This is a genomic window from Providencia sp. PROV268 (assembly GCF_028477805.1).
GTDB lineage: Bacteria > Pseudomonadota > Gammaproteobacteria > Enterobacterales > Enterobacteriaceae > Providencia > Providencia stuartii.
In genome coordinates this window covers 94192-115317 of record NZ_JAMPLW010000018.1, presented here as the reverse complement: position 1 = coordinate 115317, position 21126 = coordinate 94192, and the positions used below count along the sequence as shown (strand labels likewise).

22 protein-coding genes are annotated in these 21126 nt (G+C 38.5%); 2 read left to right on the top strand and 20 right to left on the bottom strand.

The annotated features are described in order from the left end of the window. Positions 1 to 209 precede the first annotated feature (209 nt). From PR699_RS14100 to PR699_RS14005, 20 genes are all read right to left on the bottom strand, one after another. Positions 210 to 509, bottom strand: a complete 300-nt coding sequence (locus PR699_RS14100) for an HdeA/HdeB family chaperone (RefSeq protein ID WP_014657621.1) — start codon at positions 507 to 509, stop codon at positions 210 to 212. Positions 510 to 789: 280 nt separating this feature from the next. Then, the gene (locus PR699_RS14095; protein WP_014657620.1) at positions 790 to 1017 is read right to left on the bottom strand and encodes a HEAT repeat domain-containing protein; all 228 of its coding nucleotides are present in this window, start codon (positions 1015 to 1017) and stop codon (positions 790 to 792) included. A gap of 789 nt (positions 1018 to 1806) precedes the next feature. Beyond that, complete coding sequence (locus PR699_RS14090) at positions 1807 to 2934, bottom strand: hypothetical protein (protein WP_014657619.1); 1128 nt, start codon at positions 2932 to 2934, stop codon at positions 1807 to 1809. A gap of 40 nt (positions 2935 to 2974) precedes the next feature. Further along, positions 2975 to 5560 (bottom strand): fimbria/pilus outer membrane usher protein, encoded by a 2586-nt coding sequence (locus tag PR699_RS14085; protein WP_237713149.1) that lies wholly within the window; start codon positions 5558 to 5560, stop codon positions 2975 to 2977. Positions 5561 to 5582: 22 nt separating this feature from the next. Further along, a complete protein-coding gene (locus tag PR699_RS14080) occupies positions 5583 to 6335 on the bottom strand; it encodes a molecular chaperone (protein WP_104873240.1) in 753 nt (250 codons plus the stop codon). Continuing rightward, positions 6332 to 7015, bottom strand: a complete 684-nt coding sequence (locus tag PR699_RS14075; RefSeq protein ID WP_014657614.1) for a molecular chaperone — start codon at positions 7013 to 7015, stop codon at positions 6332 to 6334. Before PR699_RS14075 ends, PR699_RS14080 begins: the two co-directional genes overlap by 4 nt. Before the next feature lie 10 nt (positions 7016 to 7025). Continuing rightward, positions 7026 to 7595: a fimbrial protein gene (locus PR699_RS14070; protein ID WP_014657613.1), complete on the bottom strand. Its 570-nt coding sequence runs from the start codon at positions 7593 to 7595 to the stop codon at positions 7026 to 7028. After that, positions 7561 to 8118, bottom strand: coding sequence for a fimbrial protein (locus PR699_RS14065; protein WP_080574253.1), 558 nt, complete (start codon positions 8116 to 8118; stop codon positions 7561 to 7563). The genes PR699_RS14070 and PR699_RS14065 overlap by 35 nt, the downstream gene beginning before the upstream one ends. Continuing rightward, a complete protein-coding gene (locus tag PR699_RS14060; protein ID WP_272577853.1) occupies positions 8090 to 8788 on the bottom strand; it encodes a molecular chaperone in 699 nt (232 codons plus the stop codon). The genes PR699_RS14065 and PR699_RS14060 overlap by 29 nt, the downstream gene beginning before the upstream one ends. A 47-nt stretch (positions 8789 to 8835) precedes the next feature. Further along, complete coding sequence (locus PR699_RS14055; protein ID WP_014657610.1) at positions 8836 to 9414, bottom strand: fimbrial protein; 579 nt, start codon at positions 9412 to 9414, stop codon at positions 8836 to 8838. 244 nt (positions 9415 to 9658) lie between these two features. Further along, positions 9659 to 10678 carry a hypothetical protein gene (locus tag PR699_RS14050; protein ID WP_014657609.1) on the bottom strand — a complete coding sequence of 340 codons (1020 nt, stop codon included), beginning with the start codon at positions 10676 to 10678 and terminating at the stop codon, positions 9659 to 9661. Positions 10679 to 10849: 171 nt separating this feature from the next. After that, positions 10850 to 11440 (bottom strand): fimbrial protein, encoded by a 591-nt coding sequence (locus PR699_RS14045; protein ID WP_127891331.1) that lies wholly within the window; start codon positions 11438 to 11440, stop codon positions 10850 to 10852. Next, positions 11406 to 11933: a fimbrial protein gene (locus tag PR699_RS14040; protein ID WP_014657607.1), complete on the bottom strand. Its 528-nt coding sequence runs from the start codon at positions 11931 to 11933 to the stop codon at positions 11406 to 11408. The genes PR699_RS14045 and PR699_RS14040 overlap by 35 nt, the downstream gene beginning before the upstream one ends. Beyond that, positions 11933 to 12451: a fimbrial protein gene (locus PR699_RS14035; protein WP_014657606.1), complete on the bottom strand. Its 519-nt coding sequence runs from the start codon at positions 12449 to 12451 to the stop codon at positions 11933 to 11935. Before PR699_RS14035 ends, PR699_RS14040 begins: the two co-directional genes overlap by 1 nt. A 15-nt stretch (positions 12452 to 12466) precedes the next feature. Beyond that, the gene (locus tag PR699_RS14030) at positions 12467 to 13093 is read right to left on the bottom strand and encodes a fimbrial protein (protein ID WP_014657605.1); all 627 of its coding nucleotides are present in this window, start codon (positions 13091 to 13093) and stop codon (positions 12467 to 12469) included. Between the two features lie 46 nt (positions 13094 to 13139). After that, complete coding sequence (locus PR699_RS14025; protein WP_014657604.1) at positions 13140 to 13904, bottom strand: fimbria/pilus periplasmic chaperone; 765 nt, start codon at positions 13902 to 13904, stop codon at positions 13140 to 13142. Positions 13905 to 13983: 79 nt separating this feature from the next. Beyond that, complete coding sequence (locus PR699_RS14020; protein WP_272577852.1) at positions 13984 to 16509, bottom strand: outer membrane usher protein; 2526 nt, start codon at positions 16507 to 16509, stop codon at positions 13984 to 13986. A 64-nt stretch (positions 16510 to 16573) separates the two neighbouring features. Then, a complete protein-coding gene (locus PR699_RS14015) occupies positions 16574 to 17113 on the bottom strand; it encodes a fimbrial protein (RefSeq protein WP_014657602.1) in 540 nt (179 codons plus the stop codon). 38 nt (positions 17114 to 17151) lie between these two features. Beyond that, positions 17152 to 17679 (bottom strand): fimbrial protein, encoded by a 528-nt coding sequence (locus PR699_RS14010; RefSeq protein WP_014657601.1) that lies wholly within the window; start codon positions 17677 to 17679, stop codon positions 17152 to 17154. 192 nt (positions 17680 to 17871) lie between these two features. Continuing rightward, positions 17872 to 18213 carry a helix-turn-helix domain-containing protein gene (locus tag PR699_RS14005; protein WP_223854670.1) on the bottom strand — a complete coding sequence of 114 codons (342 nt, stop codon included), beginning with the start codon at positions 18211 to 18213 and terminating at the stop codon, positions 17872 to 17874. Positions 18214 to 19179: 966 nt separating this feature from the next. Here PR699_RS14005 and PR699_RS14000 point away from each other — a divergent pair. Both PR699_RS14000 and PR699_RS13995 read left to right on the top strand, forming a co-directional pair. Beyond that, complete coding sequence (locus PR699_RS14000) at positions 19180 to 19521, top strand: tetratricopeptide repeat protein (RefSeq protein WP_014657599.1); 342 nt, start codon at positions 19180 to 19182, stop codon at positions 19519 to 19521. Positions 19522 to 19769: 248 nt separating this feature from the next. Further along, entirely contained in the window at positions 19770 to 20957 is a 1188-nt protein-coding gene (locus tag PR699_RS13995) for an MFS transporter (RefSeq protein ID WP_014657598.1), read from the top strand. Positions 20958 to 21126 lie beyond the last annotated feature (169 nt).

Genomic DNA, 21126 nt, shown 5'->3' with positions numbered 1-21126 from the left:
ATAAAACGAATAGTAAGGTGTTTGCCTTTGATAAACTAAAAACAAACACCACATTAACAAGGCTTTGATTTTGTACTCCCCATAATATTTCAAGTGACAACGTTATTGATTAGGTTCGCTCGTATTCGCCACAACATTTTGTCTGTGCCTAACGACTTACTCACTTATCAACTAACCTAAATTGAAATTATCTAGGGCATAAATTTAACTTATTTTTTTGACGCTAAGTAATCTTGTAACGTACCTTCAGGGTGCTTCTTACAGAATTCAACAATCTGTGGCGCTTCAGCAACGCTTTGCTCTGTTAACGCAACATAATCACCACCTTTAAATTGTGTATCCATATTGGTGATCCACAATGCAACAGGTGCCCAGCTTTGCGGGTTCAGGTTAATATATTCCTGACAAGTCATTTTTTCAGGCGTGACAATATTCGAGTCCGCAGCCATCGCATTAAAAGAGAATGCTGCCATAGCAGCTAAAACGCTAGAGATAACAATCTTTTTCATTATAAACCTCTTATGTGTATAAATAATGCATAACAATGTGGCTGTTTATTTTTATCACAAACTTATTAAAGTTTATATAATCTTATTTGGATGATAAAAATAGAAAACAAAAGACTTAATTTGACCATCTTTTTATAATTAACTTAAATTGATAAAATAGAAAAAAACTTTCATTTAAGTTTCTATAAGAGTAAATAAAAAATAATAATATAAACCTATCACTGAATCTAATATTTAAAATATAAATTGTTTATTGGAATAAATGAGCATAGAGATTTCATTATTTTTCTGTCCCCGGAAAATAACCGGCTAGCTTACTTAATGACCTAATTGATGATACTGCCACCTCTTTGTTAGGATCCTTGCATAGCGCCATTAATCTTACAACAGCATTATGTTGCTCAATCGTTGCTTTATAATCCCCTAATGCAGAAATAGCCGCAATTTTGACATCATCGTTACCTCTAAAGGTAAGCTCAATCAATGTGCTTATTATTTGTTTTTCCATGAGTTAGCCTGTTATAGTAAGAAATAAGTGAATGTACTTGGTTATTTTAAGTCAAATAACTAATTACATCCTACTGTATTCAAGAACAATTTAAGTGGCTAATTGGAAATTTACTCCCATTTATTATGTGTTTTAATATTTATAGCGATAGTTCAAATTAGACGTAAGATTTATAACATAAAATACTCATCGTTGGATGAAAGGGCACTATCCTTCGTTAAAAAACACGACTCATAGTTTAAAATCGCCATCCATACTCATTGCGTACTCAGAGAAGATCGCTATGTATAAAACCTAATTGTTGAACATCAAGTTGTTGTAATACTAAAGCCCGTTAAAAATGGGAATCAATTAACGATACCAGCCGTAAAATTGATATATTCAGGGCGAATAGATATAATGTGGAGTTATAATATAGAAAAATATGAAGGCAAAAATATTATGAAGTTAAAATCTATTGAAGATTAAGACAGGCACCTGAAACTACTAATTCCACCACATGAATACTTTAGAAGAGGTAACTTAATGATATTAATATAATTTCCATATAAACAAACCGTTTAAAAACAGCAAAAAAAATCTACTTAACCATTTCAAATTAAGAAATAAGTAACATTTGTTATATTTTAACTTACTAGTTATACTTATTAAATTCCAACACTTAATTAAGTGATCTTTTATTTAAAAAATCAACCAAGAATATATTAGCAATAACTCAATTAAATATTACCAAAAAAAATAAATTAAAATAGCAACCTCTCATATTAAATCAATATGAGAGGAATTACATTACTTAGCAAATATAGATAAGTCTAAAGCACCATAATAAACACCAGGCTCAATATAGTGTTCATCTTTGCATAAATTCCAATCTATAGTGAACTCACCACTATAATTATCATATTTATGTTCTAAATCAATATCAAAGGCTTCACCATTAAATAAAATATCCCCCTCATCATCACAGTCTGAACCATTCTGATTGATTATCCCTTCAATATATAAACCATTATCTTCATAATCTTCATTAATTAAGTAAAACTTATTTGGTTCGTCTTTTATTAGCCCAGTTTGCAATCGAACAGAGCCTAGAACAGTATTTCCAATGTTACTATCACAATCAATTTCAACAGTCACTCTTTCATAATCAACCAATCCTGTTGACTCATCAGAAGATAGATAAAACCTAGATGAAGTATTTCCATTCACATCGATTGTGCAAGCATCAAGAACATCAATGTTAAAAGAACTAACTAATATCTCAGATAAATCTGTAGTTCCGTTTGCTTTTGCCGTTAATGATGCACCATATAGTTGAGGAACTATTGTACCATCACTTAATGCTATAAAATATTCCCCAGGCTCTGCCAGATCCGGTGATATAAATTTAATTTCTGCTCCTGTTACAGTAATATCAGTAACTCGATCATCATTTGGTGAAAATAGTTCCCCATTAAGGTTTTCTGATGGGGAGTAACAATATGCATATGAACTAGACTGCACTAAATTATCAATCTGAACAACTTTACCATTAACAACTCTTACACTACCATTATCGTGATTACCATCTAAATCAACCCAACTGGATGTAGCGAAAAAACTTAATGAAAAATAACCCACATGTTCCATGTCACTATTTAACAAATGAAAGTAATATTGGTCATCTTCTTCATAAAGTTTGTCGCTATTTAGGCAATAGTTTCCATCATGGCTTATAGAGATAATCCCAAATACATCCCAATTCCTAGGATCTTCAGTAGGGCCAATTAAATTAATACTAGAACTAATTGATACATAAGATACTTCTGTATCCGGTGGAATAGTTACATCAATAGTATTAGCAAACCCTAATGAGCTATTCAGTAAACATAACGCTAAGATGGCCTTAACGACGTTTCTTTTTAAAGTCAATGCCATTATTTAACTCCTAAATTTAATATTCGCCATTTCACGCTGATTACTGACACGTTAAGTTAATTTTTCTAATTGGGTTGTCTTCCGTTACTGCAATATCTTTCAAATGAGAATAATGAGCACCACACGATGCACTGTGGCTATTTCCCCATTGGATCAGCAATGTTCCGGAATCAGGTAACCCACTCATATAAAGTTGGCCGTTATCACCCACAATACTGGTGTTTTCTTCATTTGTTTCATCATCAACCAGCTTAGCAATCGCCCCAAAAGGGATCACACCGTCTCGATAGGTTAGTGAAATCAGTGCCTGCATCCCGACACGTGTTGGGAATTTCGCTTTAACCACCGCGCCTTTCGTCGGGTAAACGTTTTGCGAGGTCTTTGGTAACGTCACATCATCGGGTAACGTATTTACATTCAAACCAATGGTATTTTTGGCGTATTCGTTCACGTTCGGGGCAACCGCATAACCAAACATATCAATTTTTGCATTACCTTGATTTAACGAGGTCCCATCCGCATCCGGTGCTTCAACTAACACCACGGAATTGCCTAATGTTCGTGCTAATGTCAGGCCACCTGAATGGATCACCATCCCACCATTGACGCCCGCATTCACAGAAGAAGAACTTGATGAATAGTTATATCCCCCAGAAAAGCTGCCTTTTGAGGTGTTGTAATTCAGACTAATGGCGCTATTACTTTCTTGGTTGTTATTTCCCATACTCTGTGAAACAGAATAAGACAAGTCTCTGTCCAATAATGAACCGTGCAGCCCGACTTGCTGGCTATAGTTACCGCGGTTGTTTTTGGAAATATAATAATTACTGCTCATATTTCGTAAGTGCTCTTCATTGGTAAATAAACTGAAAGGCACATTCACATTGAAAGAAATTTGATGGTTTTTAGGCCAATCATTACGGCTATCGGATTTTCTGTAGTCAATCGCATAACTGACGTTGTAATTCACCCCTTTAAAATTACCGTTATACCCTGTCGATAATTGGGTAGTTTCAGTATTGGAGTCCCAATAATCGGTACGACTGCCACTTAAATAAATCGAGCCATATTTGCCCAGTGATTGTGAAAGCGCGGTTCGGAAACTAGAACGTTGGCGTAATCCTAACCAAGGTGCCACACCATCATTGAGCTGATAATTATGTGTATTAAAATCAGAGAAGCTGAAGAAATGACGTGTGGAATAACGTAATGCGGTTAAATCGACATTAGTTCCTGTAGAGGTTAAGCTTTTTGAATATTTAATCCTAAAAGATTGACCTTCTTTTCGATCACCAGAGACAAAAGAAGCTGCTGCATGGGTAATATCGACGGACAAAGCGCCAAAATTCCCTAACGAAATCCCCGTCCCCATCACCCCAGAAAAATAATCTTTGGAGAATAAAGAGCCACCGTATAAGGTCACATCATAAGGCAAGCCATAAACCAAGCTACCCAACAAAAATTTAGCGCGTTTAGAAGAGCGCGTTAAATTGCCGTTATATTCTCCCGCCGTCACTTCATATTTCATGCCACCCGGTCTTAACATCACGGGTAATGAAGAATAGGGATAAACAAAGGTTCTTTCAGAACCATCTTCTTCACTGATATTGACCTGTAAGTTCCCTGAAGAGCCCGTTGGGTATAAATCTTTAATGCTAAAAGGCCCCGGTGCAACATAAGTTTGATACACCACATTACCATTTTGGCTGACAGTGATCCGCGCATTAGATTGTGCAATGCCATTAATTTCAGGAGCAAAACCACGCATACTGGAAGGCAGCATTTTTTCATTCGAAAACAGCTTAATTCCTTTAAAAGGAATACTGTCAAATACATTACTGCCCGTTGAACTTTCCCCCACCAACACCTCCCCCCGTAACGCGTTAATGGCTCGCATCACATAGGTGTTTGAAAAAGTCGACGTGCGGTTAGTGTAATTACGCCTTCCTTCTGAATTCGAATAGTAATAACGATAATTTGAACGCAAACGCCAAGCCCCTAAATTGACGCCGCCACGCAGGCTTAAAAAGGCATTATCATTATTTTGAGTTTCTCGTTGGGACTTATTACGGCTGTGACTCCCATTGAGCTGATAAGAAAGCAAAATTGCAGGGATCCCATTTTCCAACAGCCCTTCAGGCACATAACCATTAGCACGGTTATCCATATAAATTTGCGGAATACTGATTTCCATGCTCAGTTTAGACAAATTTGTTTTCACAAACGCGTCGGGAATATAATCCCCTAATGCGGTGATCGCTTCATCATCCGAAAGTTTTTGTAACGTTGGGATCGAGGCTACATTCACACCAAACTCACCGAGCATAGACTTAGTGAACTCAGCGGAAACATCACCATCATGGCCTTTTACGAAAGTAACATCCATGCTTCCCATATCTTTTTTATTGATAAATACCGTAATATTGTATTTACCTTCAGGAACCGTATTGGCTTTTTCAAATTGAGATAAATCGATTGAGTTCGGATCCATTCCTGACTGCAAAGATAATAGTTTTGGGTCAAAGTAATCCTCTGCATAAGAATAACCAGCAATGCCAAGACAATAAGAAATAAAGCTCAGATAAAAAATTCCACTTTTCATCTTAGACGAATGATATAATTTCATAGTTATCTCTCAGTGATTTTTTTTATAGTTTTTGGGTTTGCTCTGGCATTTCCAGCATGAATTCATTTAATAATCGCCATTTCACCGTGGCATTCGCATAATTCCCTTTCGGTAATGAATAACTTTGTTTGCCAAAAGGTGGAATTAATTTAAACAGTTGCATATTGTCAATTTGATATTGACCCACCGCTAATTTCCCAAAGGTTAAATAAAGTGGAGACTGGTTATCAACGATCAGTTTTCCATCAGAAACAGTAAATTTAAATTTATCTTTAACATTAACCATTTTAAGATTTTTAATCGCTTCTGGGCGATAATAAAACTTATAATGTAAAACTTTTGATAGAGTTAAGCTTCTATCCATTTTTTTAAATTTAACAGTATTTTTAGTTCCTTTCGGGGGAATAGACTTTAATCGAATAAAAAACACTGACTCCCGGTCTTGAGGTAATTTTTTTAAATTATCAATTTTTTTGATTTGCCAGTTATATTCTGACTTGGCCTCTAGCCGATATAAGGGTGGTGTAATCATAAAAAGAACTGAATCCGCTTTTTTCGCATTCAGCCCTGTCGACTCATCAGGAATGGCAATATCAGCTTGAACAAGATACGCATTTTCATCATTATTTTTTAATAAAAATGATAGTCCTCGGCTTTCTTGATGAAAAACCAATCGTTCATTAGGAAAGCGCAAGCCACTGCTAGTATTTTTTGCAATAGCTTGATGAAAGTTTAATAGACCTAAAAATAATATGATTAATGAAATTATTTTCATTTTTTAGCCTTACTTTCAAATATAAAAGGTTTAGTTGTGCCGCCATAATCATTCATTATTCGCCATGAAAAAGAACTAAGCCCCGCCATATCAGGTATCGTTATATGTGAATATGGAGCAACCATTTTATTCTTTATTTTACGATTATTATTCACCTTCATATCAACTAAAGTAGTATAATAAGGTGTTGGATTATTAATGGTTAATGTATTATTTTCATAGCTCACTGATATCTTTCCATACGAGTCTTTAACTGCCATATCTAAGTTTTTAGGCCGATAATAAAGTTTAATAACCAAATTTGTAACTATGGATAATTTTCCACTACCTTTTTCATCATTTTTCTTTGGTGGAATAGCTCTTGAGCTAAAATAAAATACACTCTCACGATCTTTTGGCAACAAGCTTAATGATGCAGGAAAAATACGCATCATAAAGGTTGAGTTTTTTTCAACTCTAAAAATATTAGGTGTAATAATAAAAAAATCGCTTTTTTTATTATCTACATCATAAATTTCATTCTGAACAAGAAAGGGAGATCCCACATTATTTTTAAATGTCACAGATGCAGATTTATCACCTTCATTGAAAATGATCCGGGTCTTATTTAAACTTAAACCAGCAGAATAAGTAAAAAAAGAGAGAAAAAATAAGAAGACAGTAAGCGTTATTTTTTTCATTATAATCGCCCTAATCTGAAAAATAGCTAAAAGTGACATGAGCGGTAAAGTCACCAACATCATCTTCCGAACAGCTTTGTCTAAGATCATAACAGGCTAATACTGCGGTTAAGATAATATGTTCATCTCCATCATCAATATCATCAAAAACGATATCTCCAACTGCAAAATTCTCTTGTTCATCTTCATCCATGATAGCGACACCAAAATAAGCATCGGGATCGCTATTAAAGACATAGCCATCAGAGCCATCAACAATACTTCCAGACGTCATTTGAATATAGCTGGTTGAAAAATCACCTTCACAATCTTGAAGAATAATTTCAAACTTTCTCCTCTGCGTTTGCTCAATAATGTCCTGCATTGATACAATGCCAAAATCAATTTCATCAGAAGCTTCATAAAGATCTTCGACAATAATGTCACAGGGCTCTTGATCAACATAAGCTGTAAATTCAAAACGGATCGAATCATTATCAGCTTTCACTGAAATGGAAAACAATAAACAAAATAAGAAAGAAAAAGTAACCCAATATTTTTTCTTATTATGGTATTTGTAATGAGAGTTCAATGGCAGCATCAATATCACCTGATGTTATGGTTTGATTGTCAATTTTTGCAGCAACAACTTCAAAATAATGCTCACCAGTCCCTGACTCGACGATTGCCTCATCACCAGAAAAAATCACTTCCTCACATGCACCATTGTCATCACCGCAATTCATCAATAAAAAACCCACATTGATCGCGCTATCTTCATACAACACGTTATTTTTTATGTGTGTACTGCTTAATGGTGTAATCACAATATCGATGGATTCGGTGTCCTCTGAGATCCCTTCACAGCTATATTCCACCGTGAAAGACTTGCGATAATTACTTTCTTCGCCCGGCTGCAGCGCGTTCAGTACACTGCTGCTAAAAGGCTCATCAAAAATAACTTCCTGATCGCTATCTGCGGCGAATTCACAAGTTGCATTAGCTACCGTACCACTAAAATAAATCGTCGCACTTTCATCAGCCAAGCTGACCTTAGATAGTAAAACTGCTGGCAATAATACCCCTAAAAAATACTTATTGAATTTCTGCTGAATAGCCATCATAACCCCCTAAATCATTAATTGCAGTCCATTTTGCTATTGCCCCTTTTGGCATTTTTAGGTCAAAATTAATACTTGAAAATGGTGCTATCATGTTATTTTTATTATCTGAACTAATAGTCATCACTTTATTATTCAGCGTAACGCTAAATAGACTGATGTAATAAGGTGAACGATTGATAACCTCAGTTTTATTACCAACATTTTTAAATACTAGCGATGACTGTGCTTCTTTGGCTGTTTGCTTTAAATCTGTAGGTCGATAAAATAATTTGATAATATTATCAAAACCGATAATTACCCCTTCGCTATTTTTATCTCTCGCTGGCACCATTCGTGCTTTAAAGTAAAAAACAGACTCTCTATCTTTAGGTAATTGATTATTGATCAACATAATGCGCACATCTTGCCTGCTCATTTTTTCTAAACGAAATAAAGGTGGAGCCACTTCAAAGGCATCGGGATATTGCTCACTCGCTATCGTGATTTGTGTCAGATAATTAATCTTTTCGTCATTATTTCTTAGTGTCACAGAAACACTTTTTTCACCTTGAGGATAAATAATGCGTGTTGCATCAATACCTACTCCAGCGGAATAAGCAAAGTTATTTAACAATAAAAAATTAACTAAAATAATAAACAACCAAATTTTTAATGACAGTGTATTTTTCATAAATTTTTATTAAGGTGATTACAAAATTTGTAATCACCTTGCTTTAATTAGTTATAAGCTACGCTAAAGATAACAGGTACATTCAGAATATCTGTATCATTAGCACCATTGAGTGCGAACAGGTCTGCCTGCATTGGTAATAAATTTACTGCGTTACCATCAACATCAGTTGCAGCGCCTTCATCATCCGTACTCATAGCCAGTGATTGATTAACACTGATTAATTGGTTTGGTTTAATTTCAGTGGCTGTGCCTGAAGCAGGATTGGTTTTAATTCCCACTGCTAATGTTTTTGCATCAGTGTTAGCAAAGAGATTAGGATTAAAGATACTTGCTTGACCATCTGCGTATAAACTTAATGCACCAGAAGTGGTTTCAGCACCCGCACAATTAGTTAATACTAAGTTGAAATCTTTATTAGCAATGGATGTTGTTGGACCTTGAGTCACGCTCTCAGTTGTGAAAACACCAAAGTCAACAATAGAGCCAGAGCTTGTTGCAATATCACAAGTTCCTTTCTGCAATTGTGCTTTAAAAGTTACCGTTGTTGTTGTTGCTGCCATAGCAGAACTTGCAACGCCAGCCGCTAACATTAATGCAGCGATAGATGCTAATTTAATTTTCATATTGAACCTCTTTTATAATGATATAAACGTGCGACACCACATAGAGACAGAGTTATTCTGACCCTAGATTTTTATAGAAATTACTTTATTACCCTTCAATGGGCATTTTTTTTAAAATAAATCACAATATTTGGATTTTTATATAGCATCATCAAATGATAAACAGAGATCATCGAGAATCATTTTTGATATTTTTCTTCTGCTAATTTAAAACTCAATTTTATTGATTTATTTCTAATATCAATTACTCGAATTCCAATCGAACGATCATCGATTTACTGTATTCTCCTGGAATAATATTCCCGACAGACTGAACCATTCCATAAATGGATTTCCTATCCAGTATTCCTTCACGCACAATCCAGCTTCCACTTGTCCCATTTATTGAGTTTTCCCATGGTACCCAAATTGTAACGCCACCTTGTGTATAGGGATTACCAGAACCATCAGCAGTAACAATAGATCCTGTAATTGTCGCATCCCCATTGCATTGGGTTGTTAATACCGTTGATTCATATTCTCCTGCCGAATTACTCGAAATAGTTCCTAAGTTAATATCGCCATCAATGTCAAAATTACACACAAGGTCATTATTTGGATCCACAATTGGTGGAATATATATAGGTGGATCGCCAAGATTATATTTCATTCCACAAGGGCCATTATGATGGTCAATATATGGAACTACATCAGGAGAATTTCCAGCACTAAATACATAAGGAGAACCTTGGTTTGGGCCCCCGGGAGGGCGTCCTGTTATTGGTGAGTAAAATCCTGCTGGCCCAGATACAACATAGATATTACCTGTAGAAGATTGTGCCTGATATCTAACAATGACAGGGTTTTCAGGCCCAGTATTACTAATACTGTAATAGGAACCTATAGATACTCCTCCTGAGTTATTGGGGCCATACATTGCTTTATATGACTCTTGATATATAGGTCCCATACCTGGTCGAAGTACAACAATACCAATAAATGCCTGACCTCCTAAGCACTCATTTGGAAGTGCGACTTCCATTGTTCCTGGAAAGGAGACTTGTAATTCACTGATAGTTCGAGTAACTCCATCACTGCCACGCCCTTGCCATGAGCGTCCTGTTGGTATTGATTGTGCATAACCAGTATGAACTATCTCATATTGAGGGTCTAGTACTGCACCAGTTCCTGCACCACCTCCTTGGCCGCTCCATAAATAGTCTGCTGAACCACCGTAACCATACGATGATATCATTGTAAAAAATAGAATAACTAATCTATTCATATTGTCCCACCATATTACCGAGTCAATAACTCAATACACATGATTAAAATAAATATTTATTTCTGTTTTCAAACAAAGGTGTTAATAAAAAAACCTAGCATCCATTGAAGAACGAAATACCAATAAAGAAATAGATATAATGAGTAACACCATTACATTATCTATATTCTATTACTCATAACTCAACGTATAAGTCATTATTGCTTCAAAATTTCCTGGCACTAAACTTTTATTCGCCAGTGCCTCTCGCTCACCTTGTACATAAGCCTTTAAACGAATGGTCATATCTCCATCTCTTAGAGGTACGGCATAATCAGTTGTTCCGTCTATCGGAATAGGACGCCCATCTAAATACTCCAAGCCAATTCCTGCCCCTTTTGCTTCGCTACTAGGAGTAAACATCAGTAACCCCTCACTATTCACAGGGCCTGAAAATGAGGCTTTTACTGTACTACCTAATGAGGTATCACAATCCTTTAGCTCAAACGTAATCAAGAAACCCGATGTGCGTGTAAAGCGGTATAGAGACTTAGTTGGTGTGACCCCTAAATAATAATAAGGATCTTCAGTACCTGGGACGATAGTGCAAGGTAATGCAATCAAGGTGCCTTTGTAGTGAATGTCGACTGTGGAATCCGCCCTTGCTGACCATGACGAAAACAGCAAACTCGACAATAATAAGGTGCAACTCCCTCTAAAAACTTTCTTCATCATCATCTCATTCACCTTACGGATAGCGTATTTCGACTGTGCCTGTGGCATAAAAATCACCTTCCAGTAAATCCACTGCTGGGTCTCTGACAGGAACAGCTGACAATGGAATGACAGCAGAGCCACCACTCGACATCACAATCGGGATATTGGCATCATCCGGCGCAACGACTTGTCCTTGATAATACAAACGGATTGCAAGGCCATCTCGATTAGTCAGCACGGCATTATTATCGAATGATCTGGCCTCCATCCCTGTATAACCCAGATAAAGTCGTACATCGTTCCCGAGGTCATCGCCGCAAGTGACTCTCAATGAGAAATTCTGCATGTAATTGACGCCATCAATTTTGGTGATCCCGACTTCATCAAAATCCACCATAATGGGATCATTGTCCCCCGTGATATCACAAGGGGGGTTGCCAATGAGATTGCCAGTAAAATTGACGCGTGTTGATGCATTCGTAAACGGTGCATTGAAGCTAAGCAGCAATATTGCCATCGCACACCAAGCCGCTGACTGATTGAATCGCTGAAGTTTCATTAGTTATACTCCACCGTCAGTAATGCGGAAGCGTCAAACTCACCATCATCCAACCCGACATTCGCATTTTTCACGGGAACAACCGTTAATGTGGGCTCATTGCCATAGGTAAACGGGATCTCATCATTAAATGAGAAAGGATGACCATTTTGCTTCACCAGTAGTCCTAAACCTGTTCTGTCAGTTCTTAACAATCGATAGCCGCCCGCCGTAAAATTTGCCCCTGAATTATTTTCAAAAAACAAATTCAAAGACGTTCCATTGACCGCATCATCGCAATGCAAGCTGTACGGTATAGGCTGCTCATACGCCACACCATCAATGTTATTGATGATCATGTCACCAAAATCGACCTCAATGGTTTGATTATTATTGATATCGCAGGTTTTCAGCTCCACAGTAAACTTCACCTCAAATGACAATCGATCCGAACCCGCTTGGCTTATCATTGAAAAAGCACCGCTGAGCCCTAATGCTACTGCACACAACCAAAACCGATGACTTACCATCCCTTTCATTGTTGACAGCTCCTATTACTCATACAGCATTTCAAAAGAAATCAGCGCAGAGTATGCGCCCGGCTGCATTTGTGCGGCAGTACGTACCGGTGAAACATAATAGGTCAACGTCGATTGCCCTGATGGTAGTAGCTCGGGGTTACTGTTACGATTTAATGGCAAGGTGTGCCCTGCCTTATCGCTCAGTACTAAACCAATTCCTTGTGCGCCCATCACTTTGGCAAAATCAGGCATCCACGGCACCGTTGGCGCAATAAAACGGATTTTAACCGCCGGTTGGGTGCTACTCCACGCGGTTTGCCCAGTTTGGACGTTTTCCAAGGCACTGTTCACTTCGATACAATCTTGCAGTTCAAGGTGAAACGCCGTTGCACGCCCTTTATCCCCCACGGCTTTCAGTTCCGCCGTTTCGGTATTGCCCAATTCAACCGCTTGATACGCCGAGGTCATCGCTAAACGGCACGGACTTTCGGTCAGTGAACCCGACACATACAGCGCACCGTTGGCACCATCGACCTGCCAGTTATCCACAGGACGATACAAACGCGTATTGTTATCTTCGGCCTGACTGCCCCATGAACAGACAAGTACGCTGCCAAACAACACAGAGGTGACAGCATGATGGAGTAATTTGTGTGTCATCGGTTATTCCTTATCGTCATGATGCAGACAAAGCAAATATAATGGTTTACGGTGTCGCAGGCTTATCGTTCGGTACCACGTGACATTGGCTACCTTGACATTGGAAGGTCAAGTTTGGACGCCCGCCGTAATCATTGATGTAAGTCACGACCGGACGCTGCCCTAATGCATTGGCACTCACCCCCAACGCGCTTTCACCAAACGGTGGCAACATGATGGGTTTAAATTCTTTTTTATCTTTGTTGTCCAATGCCTTAAGGCTTTCTGCTGCATTAATCACTGTCACATAATACGGCGTGGGATTTTTGACCATTACCGTATCGCCTTGTTTTTGCAGGGTTAATTTTTCTTGCCATGGTGTGCCCATTTTGGCCGGCACAATCGCTTTTGGTCGATAGAACATTTTTACGCGGGTTTGTAAGGCAATCTGTAACGTGTTGGGCTTATCGCTTTTAGGCGGTATTTCACGCAAGTTAAAGTAAAACAAGCTCTCGCGATCTTGTGGCAAGGTACTAACCGCTGGCAGGGCTTCGATTTTCACTTGGCTAGATTTGCCGGGCTCCACACGCTGCACTGGCGGCAATACCACCAATGGCGACGTAATTTTGTTGCCTTCAGCATCATCAATCCACGCCTGTGCTAGATACGGTAATTGTTTATTGTTGTTAGAAATGTTGAGTGACATCGATTTTTGGTCACCATTAAAAATCACCCGAGTACGGTCAAGACCAATCGCCGCGTGTGCCATGCTGCTTAACCACATCATGCCCATCACACCCGCTATCAAAGCGTATTTTTTATTCAGTTTCATGCTGTTATAACCTTTTTAATGTCATCTCGGAGACACCATCGCGTCACCGCAAATTCTGTTCATACCGTGCTAACGCGTGTTATCGCTGCGCTAACTGCTTTGCTGCTAGCGGAGTACACTGCAACAACAGCGATGGATTGTTGATATCGATACTCTCAGGGAAAGCCACTTGGCATCCGTCCTCGTCTCCCCACTGTATGGTCATTAGGGAATTTGGTTCAATACCGCTGATATACGCACTGCCGCTATCCCCTACGATGCCGGTGCTTTGGCCTTTTGTATTGAATATTTGCGCCCCAAACGGAGGGTAACTGCCATCCGGTAAGCGCAACACCGTCATCGCTTTTTGCCCTGCTACAACCGCAAATTCGCGGTAACCCACCGCCCCTTCGGTTAAGGTCACTTGCACCACCGATTGCTGTGCATCCACATCATCTGGCAGCGCGTTCAAGTCAATTTGTGCCTTGCTGCGGTAGTAACTGTTCATGTCACCAACCACCGCTTTACCAAACATATTGGTGGTAACCGGAGCTCCAAACCCTTTGACAGGCACATTAGCAATACCATCGGTGTCCACCAGTAAACGGGTTCCTCCAGGTATGCTCATGCGATGTACACCACCACCTTCTGCCGTCAGCGTGATCCCACCAGTTGCTGCTAACCCAAACGCGGTATATTGGTTATTGGCGTAACTCGCATTACCCGAGACTCGCGCGGTATCGCCTTGGTGAGTCAGATACGCAGTTCCACTCGCTCCTTTACGGTTTGATCCTACGCCCAATTGATAATTGGTACGCTCATCAATGCGGTCATGGTAAGTCACTCGATTGACCGTGTCGTAACGGCTGCTATTTAAGGAATACCCCACATTAGCACCATTACTCAGCGGGAATGAGGTCGATAAATAAATACTGTCATCCGTCACTCCGTTATACATACTGCGGTTTGCCGACAGGTTAACGCTGACATTCTTAATCGTTCCCACATCAAAATATTTGGATAACGTCAGGCTGTAATAGTTGTTTTCCGGTCGATCCCAATAGGTTTGGTGGTTGTAGTTCAAATATACAGACATACCGATATCACGGAAATTTTTGCTCAGTGAAATGGTGTACAGCTCTTTGCTACCACCATAACGAATACCTGTTTTCCTTGCCTGTAAGAAGTCTGACATACTCATAAAGTCTCGCTCCGAGAAGCGATAACCCGCGAATTGAATTTGACTATCAATAGCATCAAAACGTTTTGCGTAGCTGACACGATAAGATCCACCGTTAATAGTGTTTTCACCTGCCAAACGCGCAAACGACTGAGTCACATCGAATGACAACGCACCGAACGCCAGTAAGTCTCGACCAATACCCGCTGAAATCGCTTGGTAGTTTTTGCTGCCAAGCAAACCACTGAACAGTGACCAACCGTTATTCACCCCCCACGAAAACTCACCAGTGATAAAGTTATCACCCTCTTTGTGCCGGTTAACATCATTCGGCTGACCCAATGCCAACTTATATTGAAGCTGTCCCGGACGAGTTAGGTAAGGTAAGTTAGCTGTATCGAGTTGATACTCTTGTACCGTACCATCTTGCTCTTCAATTTTGACGCCCAACGTACCACTAATCGCATCGCTCAAGTTTTGAATACGAAACGGCCCCGGTGCCACTTGTTCGGTATAAATCACACGCCCTTGCTGGCTTATCGTCACCGTCGCATTGGATTGTGCGATCCCTGTTACTTCCGGTGCGTAACCGCGTAAATTCGGCGGCAACATGTTCAAATCCGAGCGCAAACTGGCGCCAATAAAACGGAATGAATCAAACATATTTGAGTTCAGGTAATCTTCACCCAAAATCAGTTTGGCTCCGAGAGCCGGCAGCGCACGAAAGGCGTAAAATCGATTCCATTGAAAATCACGATTGATAGCTTGGTTTGAGCCTGTTGCATGATTTAAACGGCCTTGCCAATCTGCACGAAAACGCCATGCACCTAAGTTTACCCCCGCCACCCCGTTACCGTTTAAGGTGTAGGTATTATGACCTTTGTTGTGCGGGCGATAAGTGTTACCGTTAATGTTGTAATCCAACAAAATCGCAGCAATCCCTTCATCCCAACGCGATGGTGGATCCCAATTAGGAGCCGTATACTCCATGTAAGCTTGTGGAATACTCACGTATAAGGATGAAGTTGAGAGATCCCCACGCACCTGTATTCCCGGCAAACTTTCCAAATTTAAGCATTGGTCATCGTGCCACCATGTCAGCTTTTTCAAGCTGTCTGCGGTCAGCCCTAATTGGGCAGTGATATCGGGTGATAAGCACGGCTCACTGCCTTGAGGATCATTCTCAGGGGGATAAAATGGTACTTTCACTTCTGGTAACGTATCGTCATTGACCTTAAGCGCTAAGCTATAGGTTCCTGGCATCACATAACCAGCACGCGAAAAATGTTCTAGATTGATATTTTTTTTGTCTTCCACATCCAATACATCCATATTGAATTGGATAACATCAGATGATGCCAATGCTATCTGGCTTTCACCCAAAGCAAACGCAATGGACAGCGACAGCAATGCAAGGCGAAAATAAGTAGCCTTTGGTGAAGACATAAAAAATATCCCTCGTGAACATTCACAATAACAATAAAGAGAAAAATAAATTCAACCGGCTTAATTAGTAATAATCGACTTTAAAACGGATCAAGCTTTGGTAATATCCTGCTCTTAGTGGGCGAGAGTCAGAGACTAACCGTAATTGATAAGCTAATCGCATACTCGGCGGTACAATATCTTGCTCCGGAGATGCTTCCCCCGGTACCACTTGACGCGATTGTGCATCTTGCATAAGTAACCCTACGCCGCGCGCTTCACCAAATACTTGAAACAACCCGTTATCGGAAGGTCCATCAAAGGTCATGCGCAAGGCACGCCAAGTTTGAGTCGGATCACTGTGTTTGACTAAATCACAATTAACTAATTGAATTTCAAAATCTTGTTTGGGGCCTTGGCCTTCTTGACGGATCGTACCAATCGGCAACACACCCATATCAATGATTTGGTCACGTGATTCCATGGCAATTGTGCAGGCAGCATCGGTGATTTCACCGTTCATAGTCACCGTACCTACACCTTGCCCAGCTGCGTGCACCAAAGGTGAGGTAAAACTCGTAGTGAGGAGTAATACACTCCATCCGAATACAGCTTGACACCCCATGGTTTTACCCTCCTTTGAATAACACACTAGTGTTCTGATTACTCGTAGCTCATTGTGAAGTTAGCGAGTGCTGTAAATTCACCTGGAACAATAGTTTTGCCATCACCTTTCAAATAAGCAGAGAACAGCAGTGAGTTATCACCATTTTGAATTTTTAAGTCAGTTCCAGCAGAGCCATCTAATTTCACTGGTACACCACCCAGACCTGCAATTTGAACACCTGCGCCAGATGCTTGACCTTGAATAGCCAGTGAATCAGCTAAGTTAGGATTCACACCACCCGTAAAGGTGACGGTCGCCGTATTGTCTGTCAGCGTGGTTGTATCACAGTCAACCAGCTCAATAGTGAATGGCACTGGACGAGAAGTACCACCATCGGCTAATTGTGCTGATGCTACCTGACCTAGGTTAACCGTTTGGTCTGTAGACTCTGGCGCGATACCACATGCGGCTTCAATGATTGAGCCGTAGAATGTCACAGTACCTTGACCTGCGCTGACTGGAGCAGCCATAGCTGATGCGCTCATTGCGCCAGAAATCAGAGTTGCTAAAAGAATCTTTTTCATATTGGTTACGCCTTTACGATGAACACTAAAAAAAGTAAGCTATTAATTAGCTCACTTGGTTAAATAATTAATAGAATTTATTTATTAAATAATAAATAAAAACAAATAAAATACTTTCTGAGAACAGAAAGTATTTTCTTTATTCTCAGTTAAACATAAATCTTTAATAGTTTATTATTTGGTCGACTATAATTAGCCAACCAAATTATTCATCTTTACTGAAAAAGCATCCTCACCTTTATAGTAAGGAGATGGAGGTAAAAACAAATTAATATAATGAGAACCAACTTTTTTTTCTGTATCATTAACATTAAGATAAACAGCACTAAAGAAATTACTTAAACTACAATCCAATTCATGCAAAATAACAAAGAGGGTATCAACATTAATATTACACACACCTCTTTCATATCGAGATATTTGCTGCTGCGAGACATTTAGTTTTTCAGCTAACTGTTTTCCTGTTAACCCTCTCTTTTTCCTTAAACGAAATATCTCTTTACCAACAGCAATCATAAAAATATTTTTTGACACTTCATGTTCCACTATCATATTAGGCCCTCAATTCCTGATACAACAAACTTCATTTATTAAAGCCCGCTTGCACGAAAATATTTACGCCTTGCTCTGTTGCAGATAAATTTACTGTACCTGCTGCTCAAAATCAAACAAAGCTATATCTACCAAGCAGTTATTGATATAAGTTAAATATCCAAATAATGAGTAATTCAAACACAAAAAACCACATTAGCTTGGTACATTCAACACTCCTATTAAGAGAATACAAATTAGACCAGAATTATATATTACAAGAATCCCAAAAAGATTTAAAATTAGATTTATAATTCTGAAATTCATATTTTTTCAGAATTTAAGTAATAACACTTAACAAAAAAAATATATGGAAAAATACATCAATCCAACAAAGCAAAATAAACTCAATAAAATCAATACATTGAATAGTGTGGTAATTTTAATTAACACTTCAATTTTAGATATAATATTTTGCAATATCTGTAATATTGTTCTAATCAAACTAATTGTTTAGGATTAAATAAAACAGAAGTTTATTTTTACTTCACGTTTTTTATTTATATTCTTACAGAGCTATTCTTAATTAAAAAATTATTATTGCTAACTTCATCACCTTTAGAGAAACCATCATTAAATGACAATCACTTTATTATTTTCGAGATCATATTATGAAGATAGCTGCTCACCATACAAATTATCTATTAATATCTTTACAACACTTATTTTTCATATTCACTATCCTTGAATAAAAGCTCCCCCCTCTGACCTATTGACATTTACTCATGAATACAATAAAAAATGATGAAAAATATAAATTAGAATGAAATTAATGATATTGCTCAAAGTGGAATTCAACTACCGAAATGGAGATGAAAATCGCTAAACAATAAAATTTAAGTGCTAGATATCTTTAAGAAGCAGTATAAAACCCCATATCTAGAAATAAGAAAAAATGAATATTTTAATTTGATTGATAATATAAACTTGTTAAGTCAACGACTCGAAGAATCAGAAAAAACAAAAACCAGCGCTGAACTGGGCGATAAAGATGCACAGCTCAACCTTGGCTTAATGTACTATCAAGGAGATGGAGTTCCTGTTTCCATTGAACAAGCACAGAAATGGTTTATGCGTGCAGCAGAACAGGGCAATGCATATGCACAATATAACCTTGGCTGGCTCATGCAAAAAGGTGAAGTCGAAAATGCTTCTCCTTATGCGGCACGCTACTATTTTGAGTTGGCCTGCAAAGGGGGCTTAGAAAAAGCCTGCTTCGCGCTAGAAAAATCGCATAGCGAACATTTCTAAAACAGCCTCTCTATTTAAACGTTAATGGGAACTTAAATCCCATTAACTTTTCCCAATGTATGTTTATTCAACCTATCAGATAATCTGCAAATTTCTTGATGTTGCCGCTAAAAAACAAAAAAAGCCCTATTTTTCGTTCTTAAGAATGATAGTCACCTTTCGTTATTTCACCCTAAAATCGACAAGTAATTATTAACTTTTTATTAACATTCACCGAAGGTACTGCTTATTATTGACGAGGTGCTTAAATGAACGAATCGCTGCACACACAAGATGTCAATGCCATGCCACCAAAAGTCATCCTAAAATCTTCATTGAGTTTACTACTCGCAATTATTATTTTTGCGGCCATTGCCCCAGGTATTTTGATGACAGCGCCGGCAGTTGCAACTCAATTGGGCTCTCAATGGCAGTTATCGGCCGATAAAATAGGTTATCTTTTTTCAGCAGAATTAGGGGCTATGAGCTTTGCAACTGTTCCTGCTTGGTATTGGATCAACCGTATTAATTGGCAAAAAATAGCCATTATCTCTGCCATTATTTTTATCATAGGTAACCTACTCTCTGCTTTCGCGGCCACCTATATCACCTTGTTAATTTTTCGCGTCATAGCATCATTAGCTGGTGGTACATTAATGATCCTGTGTATTTCATGTGCCGGAAAAACAGAAAACCCGAGCCGCATGTACGCTTTTTGGGTTTTAGGTCAACTCGCATTAGGTACACTTGGACTACTTGTCTTACCACCGTTATTTGAACTCTACGGATTACGTATCGTTTACTTTATTCTCGCTGCTTTTATGGTCATCTTTTTTCCATTAATTCGAGCATTTCCTAATGTGATAATGGAAAAAGATCAACATCATTACTCATCAACTCACCCGCGAAATGCATTTATTAATAAGGCGATGGCCATTATTGCGATACTCATTTTCTATATTTGTTTGAGCCAAGTTTGGACATTCATAGGTGTATTTGGCCAAAATAGCGGGCTAGATGCTGAAGAGAATGGTCAGATTTTAGCGATCGCCACCATTTTAGGTATGGTTGGTGCGGTGATTGCGGCAACTGTTTCTAATCGGTTTAAAACCAATAAATTAGTGTTTTTAGGATATGGATTATTAATGGCAAGTATCTTGTTATTGATTGGTTCACCTACCGTAATACGGTTTATTGTTGCCGCCTTATTGTTTAAATTCACATGGACATTTGTCTTACCTTTTATTATGGGAGCGGTCTCCCAGCTTGATACCAGCGGTAGGCTCATGAATAACATAAATTTGGTAATTGGTGGTGGAATGGCTATTGGCCCTGCCATTGGTGGATATATTTTAGTCAATTCGACACAAATGTTGACCTTTATTAGTTTTGCAGCGTTATGCACCCTATGCTCATTCGCCTTAGTTGCTTACTTTATAAAACAGTCAAAGTCATAATTTAAGTTATAAAATAATAATTTTCTTACTTTTGATAAGTCGAGGTTTTCTTCACATTAATGATAACGTATGACTCTATCCATTTTCAGTAAGCTCATTTTGTCTTATGAGGAAATATTGGAAAGTGGTTTTCTCTCAAAAAATTGTCATGGTCAATAAAATTTGCCCA